Source organism: Methanobacterium aggregans, assembly GCF_017874455.1.
Lineage (GTDB): Archaea > Methanobacteriota > Methanobacteria > Methanobacteriales > Methanobacteriaceae > Methanobacterium_C > Methanobacterium_C aggregans.
In genome coordinates this window covers 52,766-72,284 of the sequence record NZ_JAGGLN010000006.1, presented here as the reverse complement: position 1 = coordinate 72,284, position 19,519 = coordinate 52,766, and the positions used below count along the sequence as shown (strand labels likewise).

Below are 19,519 nucleotides of genomic sequence, written 5' to 3'. Positions count from 1 at the left end.
AAATCTGTTATGGATGCCTATTTCAGGGTTGGAAGGAAGTTCACAGTTAAAAAAAGGAATAAAGATGGTGTTGATGAAAAGATCAATGAACCTGTGATACTGGAGTATGTGACAAGGGAGGGTCTGGTTCAGGTTGAAATTGAAGAGGGAGAAGTTCAAAAGATTATCACCACCCAATCCAAGGAAATCTATGAAATGGAACGTTACAATGCAGAGGAGTTCAAGGGATTGAGTAAAAAGGGAAGTAAGAAAAGGTTTTCATTTTAAAGGGACCAAATAACTAATGATATCTATTAATTAACGTTTAAAAAGAAGTTAATTTTTCATTATAAATTAAAATAAAGTTTGCAATTGGTGGGGAAATATGGATATAACAGAACTCAATTCAAAAGCTGAAAATTTTAAAAAAGAATTTGAAGAAGATTTTAAAGATTCAAGAGGATACTACGAAGAATTTCTCAGTTTATATCCATATAAAGAACACCCCGAGACGATCGATTCCATTACTCCTGAAATTATTTACAATCCTGGTAAAAAGCCTTATTTTTTGTATTTCATAGAGTTTGGATTGAAAGATTTTGGTCTTTTAAGATGTGGGAGTGCTAGATATGCTGAAAATGCCCGGAATGATTTAAATTCCTTCAAAAAACTCCTCAAAATTGTGGTTGATGATTCTTTTTCCATAGCAGAAAAGGTTGATGCACCTTGGGAGGATATAAAATTTTTTGGTGAAGATAAAAATATAGCAAAGAAAATAATATTCTGTTACAATCCCACTAAAATTTTACCAATATATAAAACCAAACATCTGGAGTACTTTGCAAGTTTAATAAATGAAGATTTCAATTCAAATAAGTTTAACAAGTCTTATGAGAACCTTTCACTTGGACAGAAATTCGAGTATTTGAATGATATTATCCTAAAATTCAAGGAAGAACATATAAAAGTTGAAATGGATACTGTCTGCTTTATGCATTTCTTGTACAAATTTTTACCTCCGTTAGAATATTCAGATTCTGAAATTTTTAAGGATGAACTTGAAAATAAAATCCAAATGAACCAAAGAATCTGGAAAATAACTCCGGGAAACTATGAAAAAAGGAACCAAATATGGGGAACTCTTAAAGAAAGGGGTTATATTGGAGTGGGATGGTTTGGATGTCCTGAATTTGTAAAAATGGATTATTCAAAGTTTGAATCATTACAAGAGGTTAAGGACAAATTTGCAGAGTGGTATCCCGAGGGAGCTGGAATTAACGGTTTTATGATATGGAATTTTGGAAAAGTGATAAGTAAAGGGGATATAGTTGTTGCAAATGCTGGTTATAAAGGAATTTTGAGCATAGGCATAATTGAAAGTGATTATATAAGTCCAGAAGAAGCAGAAAAACTTAAAATCGATCCAGATGAGGAATATTTCCATTTTAGAAAAGTTAACTGGTTAATAACTGATGAATTGGATGTAGATGAAGAAAACTTCTTTGATAGAAAAACTGTAACAGAACTTAAGGAAATAAAGTGGAATAAAATCAAAGAAGCCTACATTAAAAAATCGGATTATTATAAAGATATATTTGACTTTATGGAGAATAATAAAAATTCAAAGGATACTGGAATTAAATCCATTGAAATAATAAAAACATTGTTCAATGAATTCCAAGACACCTATTTAGTTACTGAAGAAGGACAAGAACATACAGAAAAATATAGGCTTGAACGTGCCAAAGTTAAAAAGTGCTTTGAAACATTAAAGAAGGATAAAAACACAGCATACAATTTAAATGATCCTCTGATCAATTATTTATTGCCCATTAAAGAACCATCTATCGCTCCTGCAGCAGTAAGTGATATTAGGGCCTTTGGTTATAAAAAAGAAGATTTGCCCGAATTAACACTGGCAATCTATGAATTAATAAGTAATTTGCTTGAGACAGATGATAAAGAAGTAAAAAAACAGCTGATCCAAAAATTCAAAAATGGCCCATACAAAAAAGGTTTCCAGTCCGCAATGTTGACCCCTGTTTTGTATTACCTGGATCCAGAGTATTGGTTCATAAATAGAAAGACAGTTACAACATTCAACTTCCTAATGAAGATCCTAGGTACTGATGATAAGATAACTGGTGAACTAACAGATTATATTAATAACAATGATAAACTGAAAGGATTGGTTGAACGTTTATCAGATGAAATCCCAGAATTAACTTTTGAGTTATTTGACGCTTTCTCCCATTGGATGTGCAGTGCTAAACTAGGTAACTATGCCCTTGATCAAGAAAAATTTGATAAATGGTTGAAAATCGGTTGTCATCATGAACCAGAAAACAAGTTTTTAAAATTTTTAGAAACTAATTACAATCAAGAAATGCAGATCGCCCTGGGAGAACTTAAAAGGGGTAGAAATGTAATATTTTATGGCCCTCCAGGCTCTGGAAAAACAGTTTTATCTAAGATCTTAAGTGAAAAATATCTTGAGAAGAATGCTTATTCATTGTACACTGTTCATTCTGGTACTGATTATTACGATTTAGTTTGCAGAATTGTTCCTCAAGTCACAGATGAAGGTAATTTAATTTATTCCAAGGAGAGAAGGTTCCTTTTAGATGCACTGTTGTCTGGAAAAGTGTTGATCTTAGATGAGATAAACAGAACTCAAATTGACACTGCTTTAGGTATATTTTTCACTTATTTAGAAAAGGAACATCGTGTTGATGATGTCAAACAGATAAGAGAAATTCTAAAAAGGGAAATAGATGAAGAATTTGATTTAGAGGAATTAAAAAAGAGATTAACAGATTTCCGAGTAGTGGGAACACTTAATGTCTACGATAAAACGTTTCTATTTAAGTTGGGAGATGCCCTTAAAAGAAGGTTCACCTTCGTTGAGATAACAACAAACCACCAGCTTCTAAATGATTTGGATATCTCACCAGAATTTAGAAGGGAATTTATGGATATCTGCAAGTATGAAGGAGACTCAGAAGCTGCAAATAAAATAATAAACGTTTTTATAGATCTAAACCAAATAAAACCTTTAGGAATTGGTATTCTTAAAGAAACTTTGTTATTTTCATCGTACTTTGAAGAAGAAGCTGCAGATTTATCTATTTCATCCATCATGGTTCCATTCTTTGAGAACGATCTTAACTTCTCAACCATCAGAGGAATTTTAGAGAACTATGGCATGGAACATTCCATGAGGAAATTGGAAAGTTTAAACTTTGGTACCAGTGATATCAATGGAATCTGATAGTTACAAATATTACTGGGATAACGACGTAACTTTGAATCATTGCCTTATAAAGATTGATAGTTTAGATGACGTAGAAAAGATACGTATCAATGGACTTAACGCCAAGGAACTCCTTGACAAAGGAAAGATATATCTCAGAATTTCTGGAAATGATAAAAAACTTTCTAAAGATTTGTATGACACATTTGGAGATATAATAATAGAATACGATAATGAAATAATTGAAAAAATACGTGTAGCCCCTTGGAAACTTTCCAATGGCAAGGAAACTCCAGAAGATGTTTACAGTTACGTGTCAAATAAAGTCTTTGACGACGTAAATTCCTTTTTAAGTTATGTTGTTAAAGTTATGCGAAGGGATCTAAAATCCATTGATAATTTTTCATATCAATTTTTGGATAACTTTCCCATATCCTATGAATTTTTAGTCAATCTCCTGAATCACAACGTCAAACTACTGGAAAATTCACTACTCCAATTGTATCACAACGGCCCAATACACAAAGAAATCAACATTAAGCAGGATTACAATGGTTCAAATTTAGTTTTATCCTCCTTAATCAACACATCACCCTACAACCTGTACACTAAAAAGTATCACACACATGAAACATTACTGAATCAGATGATGTTTCAATCTGCATACTACATGAAATATGCATCTAAGCTCATTGAAGAAAAATTAGGTACAGATAAGCAACTTAAAGAAAGGGTCAATCATATTTTTCGTAGCAGCGATTCTTTGATGAATAAATATGATCTCTGGTCTTTTTTTACTTTAGAAGTTCTGGATGATTCACAGATAAAACAAAAATTACTTTCACAAAACAACAAGTTTTATGTGGATATTTACAATGTTTTCAGAGTAGTTAAGGACATAATTATTTATATAAACTTTATTGCAGCCTTAAGTTTAGATAAAGGCGTTGAAATGGCTTTGAATGAATTTTACACCATCTATGAAATATGGTCAATTGCTAAGATCTGTGAAAACTTTGAAAAAAATGGTTTCGTACTTGAGGAAGTGGAGACAGGTTCATTTAATTTAATATCTGCAAAAATGTGTTTAAAACTTAGAAAAAATGACGTGGTTGCGAATGTGATATGGGAAATAAAATTAGATGCCAGAACACACTCCACATATTATGGCGGATTGATAAGTGAAATAAGTGATTCAGGCTTAAACACTATGATAAAACCTGATATAACCATAATGATAGAATCTGATAATGTAAAAAAAGCTTTTATTGGAGATGTTAAATTTACACTAAAAGAAAGCTATATTCCAAAATTAGAATCTTTGTACAAGGTACTAAGTTATTTAGAAGATTTGAAAGGGTCTCCTCTTTTTAAGGGGTATGATGTGGAGGGATTACTTGTTTATCCGGGTAATATGAGTTTTGTTAAAACACCACCCATAGAAAATGAAAATTACATAAATATAACCCCAGTAAATATGTTTGAACAAAATTTTGACAAAATAATGGAATTTTAAGAGTAAGATGATAACATGTCTAAGAAAATGTGGATGGTAAGAGCAGGTGAAGGCGGATTTTTAATTGATAAATTTAAAGATAAAAGTGCAGTTGCAATTGGATGGAAAATAGGAGATTTATCCAATGTTGAAACTCCGAGTTCCATAAAAACTAAGATTAAAGAAAGATTTCCAGAAAAAAGTAAGGGTTAGATAAGTATAGTATCCTCTCAAATCAGTAAATTCCGCTTTGACATTAAAATAGGTGATATTGTTATTTCCTACAATACCGATGAAAGGGTTTACCTCGTGGGGGAAATAAGTTCAGATTACATCTATGAACCCAACTTCTGTGAAGAAAAACCAGGAGAATATGGTGATGTTAGGAAGGTTGAATGGAAAGGAGAAGTGAACAGAGACGATCTCTCAACTTCCACAAAGAACACACTGGGAGCTATTTCAACTCTTTTTGAGATAAACAATGAGGCTTCAAAGGAGATATTAAACCTGTTAAAGGGTAAAAAGGTTTCCGAGGCTGTTGAAGAAGATTCTGAAGAAAGTGATCTCTTAAAAGATGATGTAATTTCCAGGTCCCAGGAGTTTATTCAGGATAAGGTTGTTAAATTGGATTGGGATGAAATGCAGGAGTTAGTTGCAGGTTTATTGCGAGGTATGGGTTACAAAACAATTGTATCTGCTAAAGGCCCAGACAGGGGTAGGGACATAATAGCATCTCCCGATGGTTTAGGCCTAGAGGAACCAAGAATAGTGGTTGAAGTAAAGCATAGAAATGGATCAATGGGTTCAAGGGAAATAAGAAGCTTTAGTGGCGGATTAAGAGAGGGTGATAAGGGATTGTACGTATCAACCGGAGGCTTCTCGAAGGATGCCCGATACGAAGCAGACAGATCTAACATTCCATTAACCTTGGTTGACCTAGATCTACTGGTTAAATTAATTTTACAGTACTACGATAACTTTGATTCAGAGGCTCGGACTTTAATTCCATTAACCAAGATTTATTGGCCAGTTTGATGTTGATTAATCCGATTTTATTATTTTTATAGTCTTAATAGTGTTTAAACACAAGATTATTGGATATTTTCATTATTATCCAACAAAAGTTTGTTCAAAACCGAATCAATATCACTGATCTCGCATATAGCAAAATCCTCAAGGTTTGAATATTCACTATCCAAATCTAAAACTCCTTTGAATTTCTCATTCAGATCTGAGATTTGATCACTCTTTGGACTACCTTCACCTTGATCTGGAACTACAACTAAAAGCAGGAACTTAGAATCTTTATCTGCCAAAGAGTACTCCAAGTTTTGTCCATTTTTCTTGTTGATGATGATTTTTCTGGTTATCATGCACACTGGAATTGGTCCAACGATTTCTTTAGGTGGTGTAGGTGCTTTGCTAATTGCCTCAATGATCAAAATCAATTTCTCGCCATTAAAAACTGCCATGGTAGGATAAGCTATTCTGTACCTACTCTTTTCTCCAGGGATCAATTCAGGTTCATCGAACAAAACTATGTTGTTAACCCCATTATTTCCCTTTAGATGGATCGTTTCTGTTTTGAAGGTTTCTGATATAACACCATAGATCTGATTGACAAATTCTTCAGTTTTCACCATTTCTATCACAGATCTACTTTTTATTTCAGATTATAAAAAGTTTTAAGTAATTAATAATGAATTAGTTTTATACATAAGTTGATTTTAATCTTGAAGGGGCGTTTTATGTTAAAGGAAGATATTGAACAGGTTTTGAATAATTATAAAAGGGCTATGAATGAAAATTTCACTGGAAATCCCATAGCAACCGCATTAAGAACTAATTTTCCAAAGGACCTTAAGAAAATTATAGATGAACCCAACAAGTACAAAATAACTGGTTCAGCAGGTCAGGGTAATTGGACATACTCCCCCTGGGTTGCAATATTTGATAAAAGAATAACCACAAGCGCTCAATCAGGATTTTATCCTGTTTATTTGTTTAAAGAAGATATGAGTGGTGTTTATCTTTCACTCAATCAAGGTGCTACTGATTTAAAGAACAAATATGGAAATAGAAGGGCTAATGAAATTTTAAATACAAAATCAAAAAATTTTAGGGACAAATTAAATGGTTTAATACAAGTATCTGATAATTTTTTAGAATCAATAGACTTAGAAGTGGAAAATTCCCCAAATGCACCTTTCTACGAAGCAGGTAACATCTATGCAAAATATTACAGTTTAAACAATTTACCATCAGAAGAAAAGCTTGAATCAGACTTAAAAGAAGTTTTAAATATGTACGATTTACTCGTTTCAGAAGATGAACCTCTGAAAATAATCGAAAATGAAAGTGAAATAGCAGAAAGTCAAAAGAAATTTGTTGAAATTTTCAAAAACGCTGCTGATAAAATTGTTAGTGGTAAAGCTGGTTTTCAAGGCGGCCAGGAAGAAGGAAATTTCTATTGGTCAAACAAACTTGGGATTTGGTTATGTTCAAGAAAGATTGAAACGAGTAGGTATTGGAATGGTTTTGGAGTCGAAGAACCTGAAGAAGATTCAGGGCATACAATTATATGTGAAATAAATTTCCCACTAACTGGAATTAGAAGATCGGTAGCAGGAGCCTTTGCAAATGATGAATCAGGAAATATCTACGTGATTCATAGAGGTAAACTCGGTGGAAACTTTTCTAAGGCGTTTTTTGAAAAAAATTATGAAGGAGAATGGACTTCAGTTCAAGATGGAGATAAAAAAAGTGACGTTGTTGTAATTGGTAGATTGGATGATCCTATGCTACCTGAAAAAGTCAGAGATTTTATTTTGATGATCGATAGAATGAAAAATGGGTCCAAAATCGGAGAAAACATATCTAATGAAGACAATGGATCTGAAAAGCTCCCATCCGCATCATTCTATGAATTTTTAGTTGAATCAGGTTACTTCTTCGATCCAAAGATAGTTGAAAACTTCTTATTATCTTTGAAGGTGAAACCATTCGTTATTTTAACTGGTAACTCTGGTACTGGTAAAACTAAGTTAGCTCAACTTTTTGCCAGATATCAGCTCTCAAACTACAATATCGTCCCTGTAGGTGCAAACTGGACTGAAAACAGACACTTACTTGGTTTCTACAACATCATCACCAAGAACTACCAAGAAACCACAGCCCTAACCTTAATCACAGAAGCTTCAAAGAACTCCCAAATTCCACATTTCCTAATTCTGGATGAGATGAACCTTTCACATGTTGAAAGATACTTCGCTGACTTTTTATCATCCATGGAAAGTCAAGAGGCCATACCATTACATTCAAACGAGGATAATAACGTTCCCAATGAACTGAAAATACCGGGTAACTTATTAGTGGTTGGTACGGTTAACGTGGATGAAACAACCTACATGTTCAGTCCTAAGGTTTTGGATAGGGCGAACACCATCGAATTTTCAACTTCCCCTGCTAAAAGTTACATGTTGAATGATTATGGAAAATACCAGTTAACAGGTAACACAGAGTACCTTGAAGATCCACTCTCTAACCTTGAAATCAGAGATTGTAAACTCTCACAATTAAAAGAAGAGTTAGAGGATGTTAAAATTGAGGGAGGAGACTACCTTTGGGATGTACTGGCAGATGAAGTCAACAACTTCCAGGAAGTCCTTGGAAAGGCAGGTTTTGATTTTGGTTTCAGGGTAATCGATGAGATATTACGTTTCATGTACGTTGCTTGGATTTACGAGGGCGGCCCAGAGATTTGGGATAATTGGATGCGTTACTTCGATGCTCAGATCAAACAGAAGATGTTACCTAAGTTACATGGGTCCCAGAGGGTTCTTGAGAATGTTTTAATGGAGCTCTTTGAACTCTGTTACACCGAGGCTGTGGAACCTTCACCCCGTTACTTCGGAGATCTGAAATCAGATAAAAACGTGAAATATCTTTCATCTGCCTTGAAGATCCAGGAGATGGATAAGGTACTCTACGAGCAGAGATATGTTTCATTCATAAATTAGGGGACTTTTTTAATGGTGGAACAGAGAGTTCTTATACATCTTCAGGATAAAAAAGGGAATGAATTAGGTCTTTTAACTATAAGTGCCATTACAAATGGTTTAAAAAATGGAGAAACCTTTAAAAAGGGATTTTTAACCCTTGAGAATGTTCCCCTAGTTGAAAAACCAGACGATGAAACACCCATTCAGTACCACTCCAACAACGAACTAAATGATCTTTCTAAGTTAATGCTCCTTGAAGAAACCAAGTATCAAGTATTATTTGAAACCCAAATCCCATTTGAAGATGAACCCAAAGTTTTAAAGACAATTCAACAGGGTAAAGCCAAAATCTTTGAGGAATTAAGGTTCAAGATCAGTTCTGATGAGAGTTACAAGTGTGCTGGGATTCTCAATTTTCACAGTTACGTTGGAAAGTCCTTCTTCGATGTTGAGATGGGTGGTGTTGAATCTGTTCCCTGTCCCTTTGAGGTTCGGTCCAAGAAGATAGGTTACCTGGATCATTACCCTGCCATGATTGGGGATCTATCTGAAGTTGCCTCTGGCATGATCTACGAGATGGATTCTCCTCTAGCCCAATACCTTGAATTTCACAGAAAACCTAAAGAAACATTGTATGAAGATTTCATGTTCTTGGAATATTTGTTCAGACTTGAAAACCTTCCTACAGCCTACGAGTACATAAAAAGGAACATGTACAGTCTCTTGGAAAGCTACGTGGAGGTTGTTCCTGCAAGTTTTGCATCAAATTTAGGACCTTCAGAGATGTTGGATGTTATATCAAGACCAGAGCACCTTTTCAAATCTGATGATACACCCAAGGATTGGCCAAGTAGTTTAAAAGGATACGTTCCTGATACAATAACCCAAAGGTACCATCATGAAACCATAGACACTTCTGAGAATCGTTTTCTCAAGTACTTCTTGGAGTTACTGGACAAACTGATAGAAGATCTTATAAAACAACTTTTAGAGCTTAAAGATGAGGGTTACGTTCTTGATGAGCTTTACAAGTATCAGAGAATAGTTCAGGATTATTTATCTGAAAAATGGGTGAGAAATGTTGGTAAACTCAACTATTTACCCCTAAATTCACAGGTTATACAGAAAAGGGAAGGTTACAGAGACATATTTAAGTACTTCATCCAATTCGAATTTTCCTTCAGACTCCAGTGGGACGAGGTAGAGGATCGTATCAAGGGATATGAGCGTAAATTAAGTGAACTCTATGAGTACTGGTGTTACTTCAAGCTTATAAAAGTTTTAAACAAGTTAAGTAACCAAAAATTGGTTTACACTGATATCTACAAGATCAGTAAGGATAAATGGTCCATAAAAGTTAAAAGGGGTCGTGATTCTCTTCAAAAATTTAACATCAAATTCAATGATAGGGAAATAACATTGAATCTCATGTACAATCGTCTATTCTCTCAAAACACCAAATATAAATCTTATTCATTACCTTTTAGGCCAGATTATACTATCTTCATAGAATTTGAGGGTGAAACTTATTTCGTTCATTTCGATGCCAAGTACAAGTCTGAGGGTAGGGTTCTTGATTTTTATGAGAAAATTGGCTCAAACCTTCCCTCAGATGAAATTTATGATGCTGAAGAAGAGCTGGTAAATGAGAGGGATGCTGAGGAACAGATCTCACGTAAGTATAAGTATGGAGATGTTTACAAGATGCACACCTACAAGGATGCCATACTGTTCACTGAGGGTGCCTACGTTTTGTACCCTGGAGATGAGGAAAGGATATTTCATGAGATCTCCTCCAAGCCAATTCCTTCTGTTGGTGCTTTCCCTCTAACTCCAGGTAAGGATGGTGTTGAAGAGGAGAATCTACTTTTATTCATAAAAGCTATTTTAAAAAATATTTTGGAGAGGTAACTATGAGTGAGAACACGATTTGTGTAGTGCCCTGTGGAAGTAAAAAGATTTGGGATAAAGAACCAGAAACTGGACCAACAATGGCTAAACATGTTTACATTGGGTCCTTTGCAGGTAAATGTCGTGAATATGCTGAGAAGTTTTATCCAGAATCTTGGTGCATACTTTCAGCCAAGTATGGCTTTCTCTTTCCAGATGATATCGTACCTGAACCCTACAACGTGAGTTTCAACAACAAAAAATCCAATCCCATAAGTATTGATGAATTAAAGGCTGCTGATTCAACACAAAAACTCTATAAATATGAGGATATTGTTGTTTTAGGTGGTAAGAACTATACTAAGATGGTTAATGATATTTTTACAGATAAAAATATTTACAATCCACTCAGTAAATGTAAAGGAATGGGTTTCATGATGCAAGAGCTTAATGAAGCTATTAAAAAAGGTGTTCCTTTATAAAATTTTATATTTAAATAAATAACGTATTGATTTAACTTATTTTTTAATTTTATTTCTTTAAATATTCAATCTAGAAATATTAACCAATTTAACTCCTTCCTCAGATTTACAAACCTCCCAAACTCAAATAATAACCATTAAATAACAGTTAATACAATCTGCAAACAGCAATAATAATAACATGAAACTTTCAAAAGGGAGGATTCATAGATATGGTGAGGTTTTTACACACTGCAGATTGGCATTTGGGAATTAAGTACTCCAGGTTAGGGGGTAAAGCTGACCTGGCACGTGAAATTCGGATGGAAACTGTTCGAAGGTTGTTGGAAAGTGGAGAGGATGTTGATTTTATACTGGTGGCTGGGGACTTATTCGATGGCAACGAAGTTGATTCCAGTTTGATCCATGAAACATGCCAGAATCTATCAGGTATTGGAACACCAGTTTACATACTGCCTGGAAACCATGACCCACTCACAAGGGATTCAGCCTACAACAACCCTGTGTGGGATGCAGCTGGTAACATCCACATATTAAAGGAGGCTGAACCCGTGAACCTTCCAGGTGATGTTACACTCTATCCATGTCCTGTGAAGCAGAAACAGTCCAAGGAGGATCCCACAGCATGGATAGAAAGGGAGGACAACAAGATCTCAATTGGACTTGCCCATGGAAACCTCCAGATACCAGGTTTCACAGATGAGTCTAACTTCCCAATCAATCCAAAGAGGGCTGATACTGCAGATCTTGATTACCTGGCACTTGGTGAATGGCATTCACTCTTCCAGTATGAAGAAAAAACCCTTTACCCGGGAACTCCTGAAACAACCAAATTTGGTGAGAAGAACAGTGGTAATGCAGTGATGGTTGACCTTGAGAGGGGTGAAAAACCATTGATAAAACCAGCACGTGTGGGTAAGCTCAGATGGGAGCAGATGGAATCAAAGATCAACGGTTTAGATGATATAAAAAGCCTTGAAACAAGTTTAGAGAACCAGGAAAATCTGGTTTTGAACCTTAAGTTGAGGGGTGTTGTTGGTCAGGATTCCTTCGATTACCTTGAAAACTTCAAAGCAGATGATCTGTTCTTTTTCAACCTCAACATGGATGATCTCTATTTGAAGCCGAACATGCTGGAGTTCCAGGCCATGATACCCGAGGGTTCCTACGTTCCAAAGACCTTCCAGGCTTTGATGGCCCTTATGAAGTATCATCCCAAGACACAGGAGCTTTCAGGCATATCAGCTGAGGATGCTGAAGCCATCTTCAGGGACATCAGGGATATGGAGAGTGTGCAGAACGCCAGTCCAGAAGTTCTTAAAAGAGCGTCTTTAATGCTTTATCAGATGGTTAAGGAGGTTTCACAATGATCGTGGAAAATATAATCCTTGAGAACTGGAAGAAGTTCAGGGACCCTGTGGAGATCCAGTTCCAGGATGGTTTGAATGTTATACACGGCCCCAATGAAAGTGGTAAAACCACCCTCATGGAATCCCTGAGAACCATTCTCTTCTCCAAACACTCAAGCAGATCCAAAAACATCAAAGCACTCATCCCCTTCGATTCCCAGCTGGCACCTCAGGCCATGGTAACCTTTAGAAATAATGGGGACCGTTACAAGGTAACCAAAAGGTTCATCCAGCCAATGAGTGCCCTTGAGAAGTGGAACTCGAATGGTTGGGAGCGTTTATCTGAGGGGGATGCTGCAGACAGGGCTGTTGCAGGTATCACAGGTGGTGAGCTGCCTCGAACAGGTGATACCAAACCCCAGTTCTGGGGTGTAAGCCAGTGCCTCTGGATGGTTCAGGGAGAACCCATAATCATTGATGAACTCAACAGTGAAACCTTCTCATCCCTCCAGCGTATGATCGGTGCATCAATAGAGTCTGGGGAAGAAAAGAGAATTCTTGAAGTACTGAATGAAAGATTTTCAGAGTACTACACAGCAACAAGGAAGGATAGAAAAAAATCTCCCCTGTTAAAGTTAGAAGAATCCTTGAAAGAGGAAAAGGAAGAACTCCAAAAATCCAGGGATAAACTTCACAGAAAGGATGAGCTCATGCGTAACCTTGAAGACAACGAGTTCATGAAGAAAAAGAAGACCTTACGCTTAAATGAAGCACGTGAAGAACTTTCAGATCTTCAAAAAACCATTGAAGAAGCCCGAACTCATAAAGAAGAAAGGGAAAGGTTAGTTGGAGAAGTTGAAAATTTCAACACACGTTACAACACCCTGAAGGAAAAGATCAACGATATCACCTATATAAGTGAAGAGATAGATGATCTGGAATCTAAAAATGATTCCTTAGAAAAAGAGAAAAAATTACGAAAATCAGAGCTCTTGAAAGCTGAATCTAGTATAAAACAGGTTAAAGAAGAAGTTGAAGACATTAAATCAACCATAGAAGATTTTTCAGAGGAAAAAACAACAGCGAGGATAGCGCACAGTACAGTTTTGAGGGAGCTTCAGCTTGAGGATAAAAGTTCCATACTTAAGGAAATGAATGGACTTAAGGAGGAACTTGAATCCAAGGAGGAACAGTACAGATCCATCAATGCACCTTCAAGATCCCAGCTGGATGAAATTGAAAGACTGAAAAACAGTATAAGGGACACCAGGACCAAGCTGGATGCTATTGGCCTGAACATCCGTGCTTCAGGAGGATTAGAGGGTTCAATATACCTTGACGGGGAAAAATTCACATTAGACAGAGAAGATAGGAGCTGGAATGCCTATCAATCCGTTAGAATAGAACTGGAAAATGGTGTTTTTGAAATTAAAAGTGGGAATGAGGATGTTAAGCTCCTGAAATCTGAACTTGAGGATATGGAAATAGAATGTGCAAGTTTAACAGCACCCTACAATGAAACAGAATTGGAACCCTTGAGAGAACTTTTAAACACTAAAAAGGGTTTAAAAATTAGGATCGATCAAATCAAGAAGGATCTGGCTAAAAAAGGTGGTATGGATTCACTCATGATGGATGTTGCAGAACTCGAAGCTAAGATCCAACTTAACTGGAGTAAGATTCCAGATGATTCACCCTTCAAGAACTGCATGGATGGGAACAAAAATGATCTTGCGAAGTTACTATCAGAAAAGATAAATAAAATCGAAGAGAAGGAAGTCTTCCTTAAGGATAATGAGAGCAAACTTCAATCTAACCTGAAAGAGCTTCAAGATCAGTACAATGCAACTGACAAGTACATATCTCAGATGGAAAACAGGGTAAAAAGTAACGAAGAGTTCATTGAAAAATACAGTGAACGTTTAAGAGGTTTAGAGGAAGGTGGAATTACAGTTGATTCCATTGAAGCCCAGCAGAACGATATCTCCATGAAACTTGAGAGAAAGGAGAGAACACTAAATATCTATCAGGATGAAATGGAGGAGAAGGAAGAAAAACCCACAAAAGATTACAGTAACTCTGAAAACAAGGTAAGAAGACTGGAAGAGGATGTTAAGGATTTGGAACTTTCACATGTCCGTATGGAGTCTGACCTCAATAACCTCACCCAGGATTTCACCGACATGAACACCCTTGAGGAATCTATCAATGAGAAGGAGAAGACCCTTGAAGATATGAAAAATGATGCAGCTGCCATTGAACTTCTCTACGATCTGACCATGCACTACAAGGAAAACACCATCGTTTCCCTAACTGATCCAATAAAGAGACTTGTGACAGATGATCTTGAGAAGATATTAGGTCCCATGTACTCATTGGAGTTTGATAATAAGTTGAAACCATGTTCTGTAACACCTGAAGGTCGTGAAGCTGAGGCATTACTGGATGCACTTTCATTTGGTACCCAGGAACAGATATGGTGCATATTCAGACTTGCATTGGGAAGGCTTTTAAGTAAAGAGGATAGGCAGCTGGTGGTACTTGACGACCCCCTTGTGAACACAGATCCCTTAAGGATGCACCATGCCCTGGAGGTGCTTGAGGAAAGTGCCAGGGATATGCAGGTCTTCGTTGTTACCTGTGATGTTGACAAGTACAACTCACTCAGTGATGCAACCTTTATATCCATGGAAAATCTTTAGGAAAAATAGAATTTTTGAGGGCCTATGGAGCTATAACCTATTCAATTCCCTCTTAAATATTATTTTAAAGTATTCCTAAAAGTTTTGTTGATAATAAATAACTTTAAATCATAAAGATCTCAATACATTATATTCCAGGCGGGGTTACCCGAGCGGCCAAAGGGGGCAGGCTCAAGACCTGCTGGTGCAGACCTACCAGGGTTCGAGTCCCTGACCCCGCACTTAACCTTTTAATTAGAAATATAAATTTTTTATAACTAATTTTCAAAGATTAAAAGAAACTTTTTTTAAAATAATAAACCATCCATTAATCCTATTTTTCAGGCTTAACCTCCGCCTTTAAGCATTACATATTTAAACTGGAATGTTAAACCATTTAATAGCAAAATTGTAACCTTTGGGGTGTCAAGTTCAAAGATTTAGAAACACCTCATCACGTTATTAGAAAAAAATAGTGTGGAAAAATGGATTAACATGATAAGCTTCCCCCAGTTCCAGAAAATAGTTATAGAAAACCTGAAAAGGGACATCCGTCCTGATATGAACCCTGATCAGCACAGGGCAATTTCAGCCCCTGAGAATGAATCTCAGTTCATAGTTGCAGGTCCTGGTAGTGGTAAAACCACTGTTATGGTTTTGAAGATCCTGAAGTTCATCTACGTGGATGATGTTAATCCTGGAAGCATACTTGCAACCACCTTCACACGTAAAGCTGCAGCAGAGCTTAGATCAAGGATCCTGAGCTGGGGTGATATCATCCGCCAGGAACTCCTTTCAGATAACAGTGATGTTGAAAAGAGTCTCAGGCATCTGGACTTCAACCAGATCGTGACTGGAACCCTTGACAGTATCTGTGAGGAGGTTTTGAAGAATCACAGGGATCCTGGTTCTCCACCACCCGTGGTTGTTGAGGACTTCGTTGCAAGGGCCATGATGATGAGGGTGGGACTCTTCACAGATGAGAGGCACCATAATGAAGCATTAAGGGAATACCTCATCAACATCAGGGGCGGTAAGTTCGGTTTCAACACCGCTGAGATGAGTAAACTCCTCCTTGAAATCAAGGACAGGGTTTACTATGACCAGGTCCTCTGGGAAGAGTTCAAAAGCAGAGGGGACGATCCTGGAATCAAGGTGGCTTGTCAGGCCATTGAAGATTACATCCATGAATTTGAGGAGAGAATGCTCTTTGATTTCTCACTCCTTGAAGCTGATTTCCTGGACAAACTCCATGAAAAGAAACTTGAGAGCTTCCTTGAAAACCTGAAGCTCGTACTGGTGGATGAGTACCAGGACACCAACCTTCTGCAGGAGCAGATATACTTCAAACTCGCAGATGCTGCGGCCTGCAACGGAGGAAGTTTCACAGTTGTTGGAGATGACGACCAGTCCCTATACCGTTTCAGGGGAGCCACAGTGGATCTCTTCACCAACTTCAAGGAAAGATGCCGGGAACATCTTGAAGTTGAACCCAAACTCATAAATCTCTCCAAGAACTACCGTTCAACCTGTTCCATTGTTGATTTCTGCAATGAGTTTGCTGTTCTGGATGAGGATTTTCAGGGTGTTCGTGTTGAGGGTAAACCTCCAATAGAAGCTGCAAGAGCTGGGGATTTCTGTGACTTCCCAGTGCTGGGCATGTTCAGGGATGATGTGGAAACACTCTCAGAGGATCTCTCAAAATTCATACACAATGCTGTTTACAGTGACGGCTTCAAATTCCAGTGCAATGGAAGGGACTATGAGATAAGATGTGATGAAACTGAGGGTTCTCCAACTGATGTTTCCATTCTTTTGAGTTCTCCCCTTGAAGTGAATGCCTTTAAAAAGAAACGGTTACCCTACTACCTCCGGGAGGATTTGTTGAGTTTAAATCCAAGTATTCCAGTCTTCAACCCCAGGGGTCAGAATCTGGAGCGCACCTGGGAGGCCAGCGTACTATGTGGCCTGTTACTGGAATGTATTGACCCTGACTGTGAAGTTCAGGATTCCATTGAGAAACTTCCAAAATCAGCAGTTCACAGGTTCGGTTCATGGAGGAAAACAGCGTTGGAGTATGTTGAATCCAATCCTGAGCCTTTGAATCCATTTTCACTTGGGGATTTCGTGGATGCCTGGAGGTCAAGAACCCCTAAAGGACGTAAAACCTGGAAGCATGATGTTTCACTTCTGGAGCTTGCCTACAAGCTCGTGACCTGGATACCCGAGATGCAGGATGATGTTGAGGGACTGGTTTACCTGGAGGCTGTTACACGTACCATAGCCCAGACATCCTTCTTCACAAGCTTCGGTGGTGAGATCATATTTGAGGAAGAACTGGAAGCAAAGTCCATTAAGGAGCTTTACTGGAATGTTTTCACCCCCCTTGCAACTGGTGCTATTGATGTGGATGAGAACCTCCTTGAAACACTGCCTGATAACAGGATCAACATCATGTCCATACATCAGTCCAAGGGCTTGGAGTTCCCACTTGTGGTGGTTGATGTAGGTTCAGACTTCAGAACTGACCATCACAAGAACGCCTTCAAACGATTCCCTGTTGAGGGTGGTAAATCCTGCAACCTTGAGGATGAACTGCGTGTTTCCTCACCCCTTGAAAGCTCCAGAAGAAAAGGTGAGGACAGGGCATTTGATGATCTCATAAGACATTACTTCGTTGCATTCAGCCGACCCCAGGATGTGCTTCTCCTTGTGGGGATAAACCCTGTCAAGGGAGGCTACGATACCAAGAAGGAACACAGGGAAATACCAAACGTGGCCACAGGCTGGACCAGAGACGGATCATGGCACTGGCCAGGCCTTGAAAACATCATACACATATAAAATAAATAAAAACCTTAAAAATGTAATAAAATGTGGTTAACAATGACCCTTTCAACCCGAAACAAACCATACATCATACCTGAATACAGTTTAACAGGTGACCTTCTCTCATACCTTACCTGCGGCCTGCAGTACCGCTACCAGAACAAGGGAACCCTGCCACCTTCCATGCCAATCCAGCTGTGGTTCGGTAACTTCATCCACGGGGTTATGGAGGACGCCTTTCTCAGGTGGAATGAGATGGACTGGAAGGACTTCCCATGGGACTGGAAGACCCAGATAAGGGATATTGAACTGGAAATTGATAAGAGAATGCGTTCAAGGGGGCTTCAACCACCTGCAAACCTCTTCTGCCCATTCAATGAAGGTGATGAGGGTCTGGGCCTCTGCCAGGACCACGACCATCCCCACAAACTCGCTGCAAGTATACGTGCAGAGGCAGCCATAAACACATGGGGCCCGCATTTATTCCCTTTGATAGATGACTCCGAGGTTAAACTAAAGGGTATACGGGACATGCCCCGTTACGAGAAGGGTGCAAGCCGTTCCAACTACTATGGAATCACCGGTGTTATCGATGTTCTGAGTTCAGTTAAGATAGACGAAGCCTCAGATAACAATTTAATCATCAGGTACCTTCACAACAACCCTGCATTCCAGTACAAGCTTGAAAAACTTGAAAAACCTGAATACGAAATAATAGTTGATTACAAGGGTATGAAGCGCCCTGCACTGGCCTCTCCTTCGTGGGATCATCATGACTGGCAGGTTTTAACCTACAGCTGGCTCCGGTCCATGCAGCCTGAATCCCAGCCTGTTCTCGTTGGAATGCTCTTCTACCTCAACGAACTCTCACTCTTCAAGGAAGACCTAAAGGAACTTAAAAAGGATGTTGAAGAGGGTAAAACAGACATAAAACCCTACGCAGATGACCTTGAGAACATACTGAAATGGAACATTCATCAAAAACCACCTTCACTCTCAGATTCCCTGAAAAAGCTCCGCTCAGTGCGAATCATACCTGTTGACTACGACAACCAGAGGAGATCCCTGACTGAATTCGACTCCGTTGTGGCAGATATTGAGGAGAGTGTAATATCCGAAGTCAATGGCCGTGGAATACAAGCTTCATGGAAGGCTAACCCTGAAAAACGTACCTGTGATGCCTGTGACTTCAGAACCTTCTGCAGGGAGAGTAAAACTGGTAAGGTTTTTCCCACGGTGCCGTGACACTTAATAAACTTATAAAATAATTTTAAGATTAAACGTATCCAGATGTTCTTAGAGCTCTGGGACTACAACTGGGATGTGGACATACCCCCCTACACACCAGAAGTTCAACGTGAAGAAGGATCAGATAGGGATAGTTAATGAAGCTGTGAAACAGGAAATTACCCTGGAAGAGAGTTTCTAAACCTTTTTTTGTGATGATAATTTTAAACATATCAGAATTACCCTGGTTCGAGTCCCTGTCCTTGCACTATAAATTAAATCTCCTAAATTTTTTTAAGATGCCCCTTGAGTAATAGGTAATCTATTATAACA

Annotated in this window: 13 protein-coding genes and 1 tRNA gene; 13 read left to right on the top strand and 1 reads right to left on the bottom strand. The window is 37.9% G+C overall.

Annotated elements, in window-relative coordinates; all coding sequences use genetic code 11:
* Nucleotides 1-9 precede the first annotated feature (9 nt).
* From J2756_RS09735 to J2756_RS11705, 5 genes are all read left to right on the top strand, one after another.
* Nucleotides 10-267: a hypothetical protein gene (locus tag J2756_RS09735; protein ID WP_209585140.1), complete on the top strand. Its 258-nt coding sequence runs from the start codon at nt 10-12 to the stop codon at nt 265-267.
* A gap of 97 nt (nt 268-364) precedes the next feature.
* Complete coding sequence (locus tag J2756_RS09730) at nt 365-3,250, top strand: AAA family ATPase (protein WP_209585138.1); 2,886 nt, start codon at nt 365-367, stop codon at nt 3,248-3,250.
* Entirely contained in the window at nt 3,240-4,748 is a 1,509-nt protein-coding gene (locus J2756_RS09725; protein WP_209585136.1) for a hypothetical protein, read from the top strand. The genes J2756_RS09730 and J2756_RS09725 overlap by 11 nt, the downstream gene beginning before the upstream one ends.
* Nucleotides 4,749-4,763: 15 nt before the next feature.
* Nucleotides 4,764-4,940 (top strand): hypothetical protein, encoded by a 177-nt coding sequence (locus tag J2756_RS09720; RefSeq protein ID WP_209585134.1) that lies wholly within the window; start codon nt 4,764-4,766, stop codon nt 4,938-4,940.
* 96 nt (nt 4,941-5,036) lie between these two features.
* Nucleotides 5,037-5,762 carry a restriction endonuclease gene (locus J2756_RS11705; protein WP_209585131.1) on the top strand — a complete coding sequence of 242 codons (726 nt, stop codon included), beginning with the start codon at nt 5,037-5,039 and terminating at the stop codon, nt 5,760-5,762.
* Nucleotides 5,763-5,818: 56 nt separating this feature from the next.
* Here J2756_RS11705 and J2756_RS09710 read toward each other — a convergent pair whose 3' ends face one another.
* Entirely contained in the window at nt 5,819-6,370 is a 552-nt protein-coding gene (locus tag J2756_RS09710) for a hypothetical protein (RefSeq protein WP_209585129.1), read from the bottom strand.
* A gap of 105 nt (nt 6,371-6,475) precedes the next feature.
* Between J2756_RS09710 and J2756_RS09705 the strand changes: the two genes are divergently transcribed.
* The 8 genes from J2756_RS09705 to J2756_RS09670 all read left to right on the top strand — a co-directional run bounded on the left by J2756_RS09705 (nt 6,476) and on the right by J2756_RS09670 (nt 19,204).
* Complete coding sequence (locus tag J2756_RS09705; protein WP_209585127.1) at nt 6,476-8,746, top strand: MrcB family domain-containing protein; 2,271 nt, start codon at nt 6,476-6,478, stop codon at nt 8,744-8,746.
* A gap of 12 nt (nt 8,747-8,758) precedes the next feature.
* Entirely contained in the window at nt 8,759-10,639 is a 1,881-nt protein-coding gene (locus tag J2756_RS09700) for a DUF2357 domain-containing protein (RefSeq protein WP_209585125.1), read from the top strand.
* Nucleotides 10,640-10,641: 2 nt separating this feature from the next.
* The gene (locus J2756_RS09695) at nt 10,642-11,100 is read left to right on the top strand and encodes a DUF6884 domain-containing protein (protein ID WP_245316026.1); all 459 of its coding nucleotides are present in this window, start codon (nt 10,642-10,644) and stop codon (nt 11,098-11,100) included.
* Nucleotides 11,101-11,312: 212 nt separating this feature from the next.
* Nucleotides 11,313-12,470 (top strand): metallophosphoesterase family protein, encoded by a 1,158-nt coding sequence (locus tag J2756_RS09690; RefSeq protein ID WP_209585123.1) that lies wholly within the window; start codon nt 11,313-11,315, stop codon nt 12,468-12,470.
* Nucleotides 12,467-15,151 carry an AAA family ATPase gene (locus J2756_RS09685; RefSeq protein ID WP_209585120.1) on the top strand — a complete coding sequence of 895 codons (2,685 nt, stop codon included), beginning with the start codon at nt 12,467-12,469 and terminating at the stop codon, nt 15,149-15,151. The genes J2756_RS09690 and J2756_RS09685 overlap by 4 nt, the downstream gene beginning before the upstream one ends.
* Nucleotides 15,152-15,289: 138 nt before the next feature.
* Nucleotides 15,290-15,372, top strand: a tRNA-Leu gene (locus J2756_RS09680).
* A gap of 253 nt (nt 15,373-15,625) precedes the next feature.
* The gene (locus J2756_RS09675; protein ID WP_209585118.1) at nt 15,626-17,974 is read left to right on the top strand and encodes an ATP-dependent helicase; all 2,349 of its coding nucleotides are present in this window, start codon (nt 15,626-15,628) and stop codon (nt 17,972-17,974) included.
* A gap of 42 nt (nt 17,975-18,016) precedes the next feature.
* Entirely contained in the window at nt 18,017-19,204 is a 1,188-nt protein-coding gene (locus J2756_RS09670; protein WP_209585117.1) for a PD-(D/E)XK nuclease family protein, read from the top strand.
* Nucleotides 19,205-19,519 lie beyond the last annotated feature (315 nt).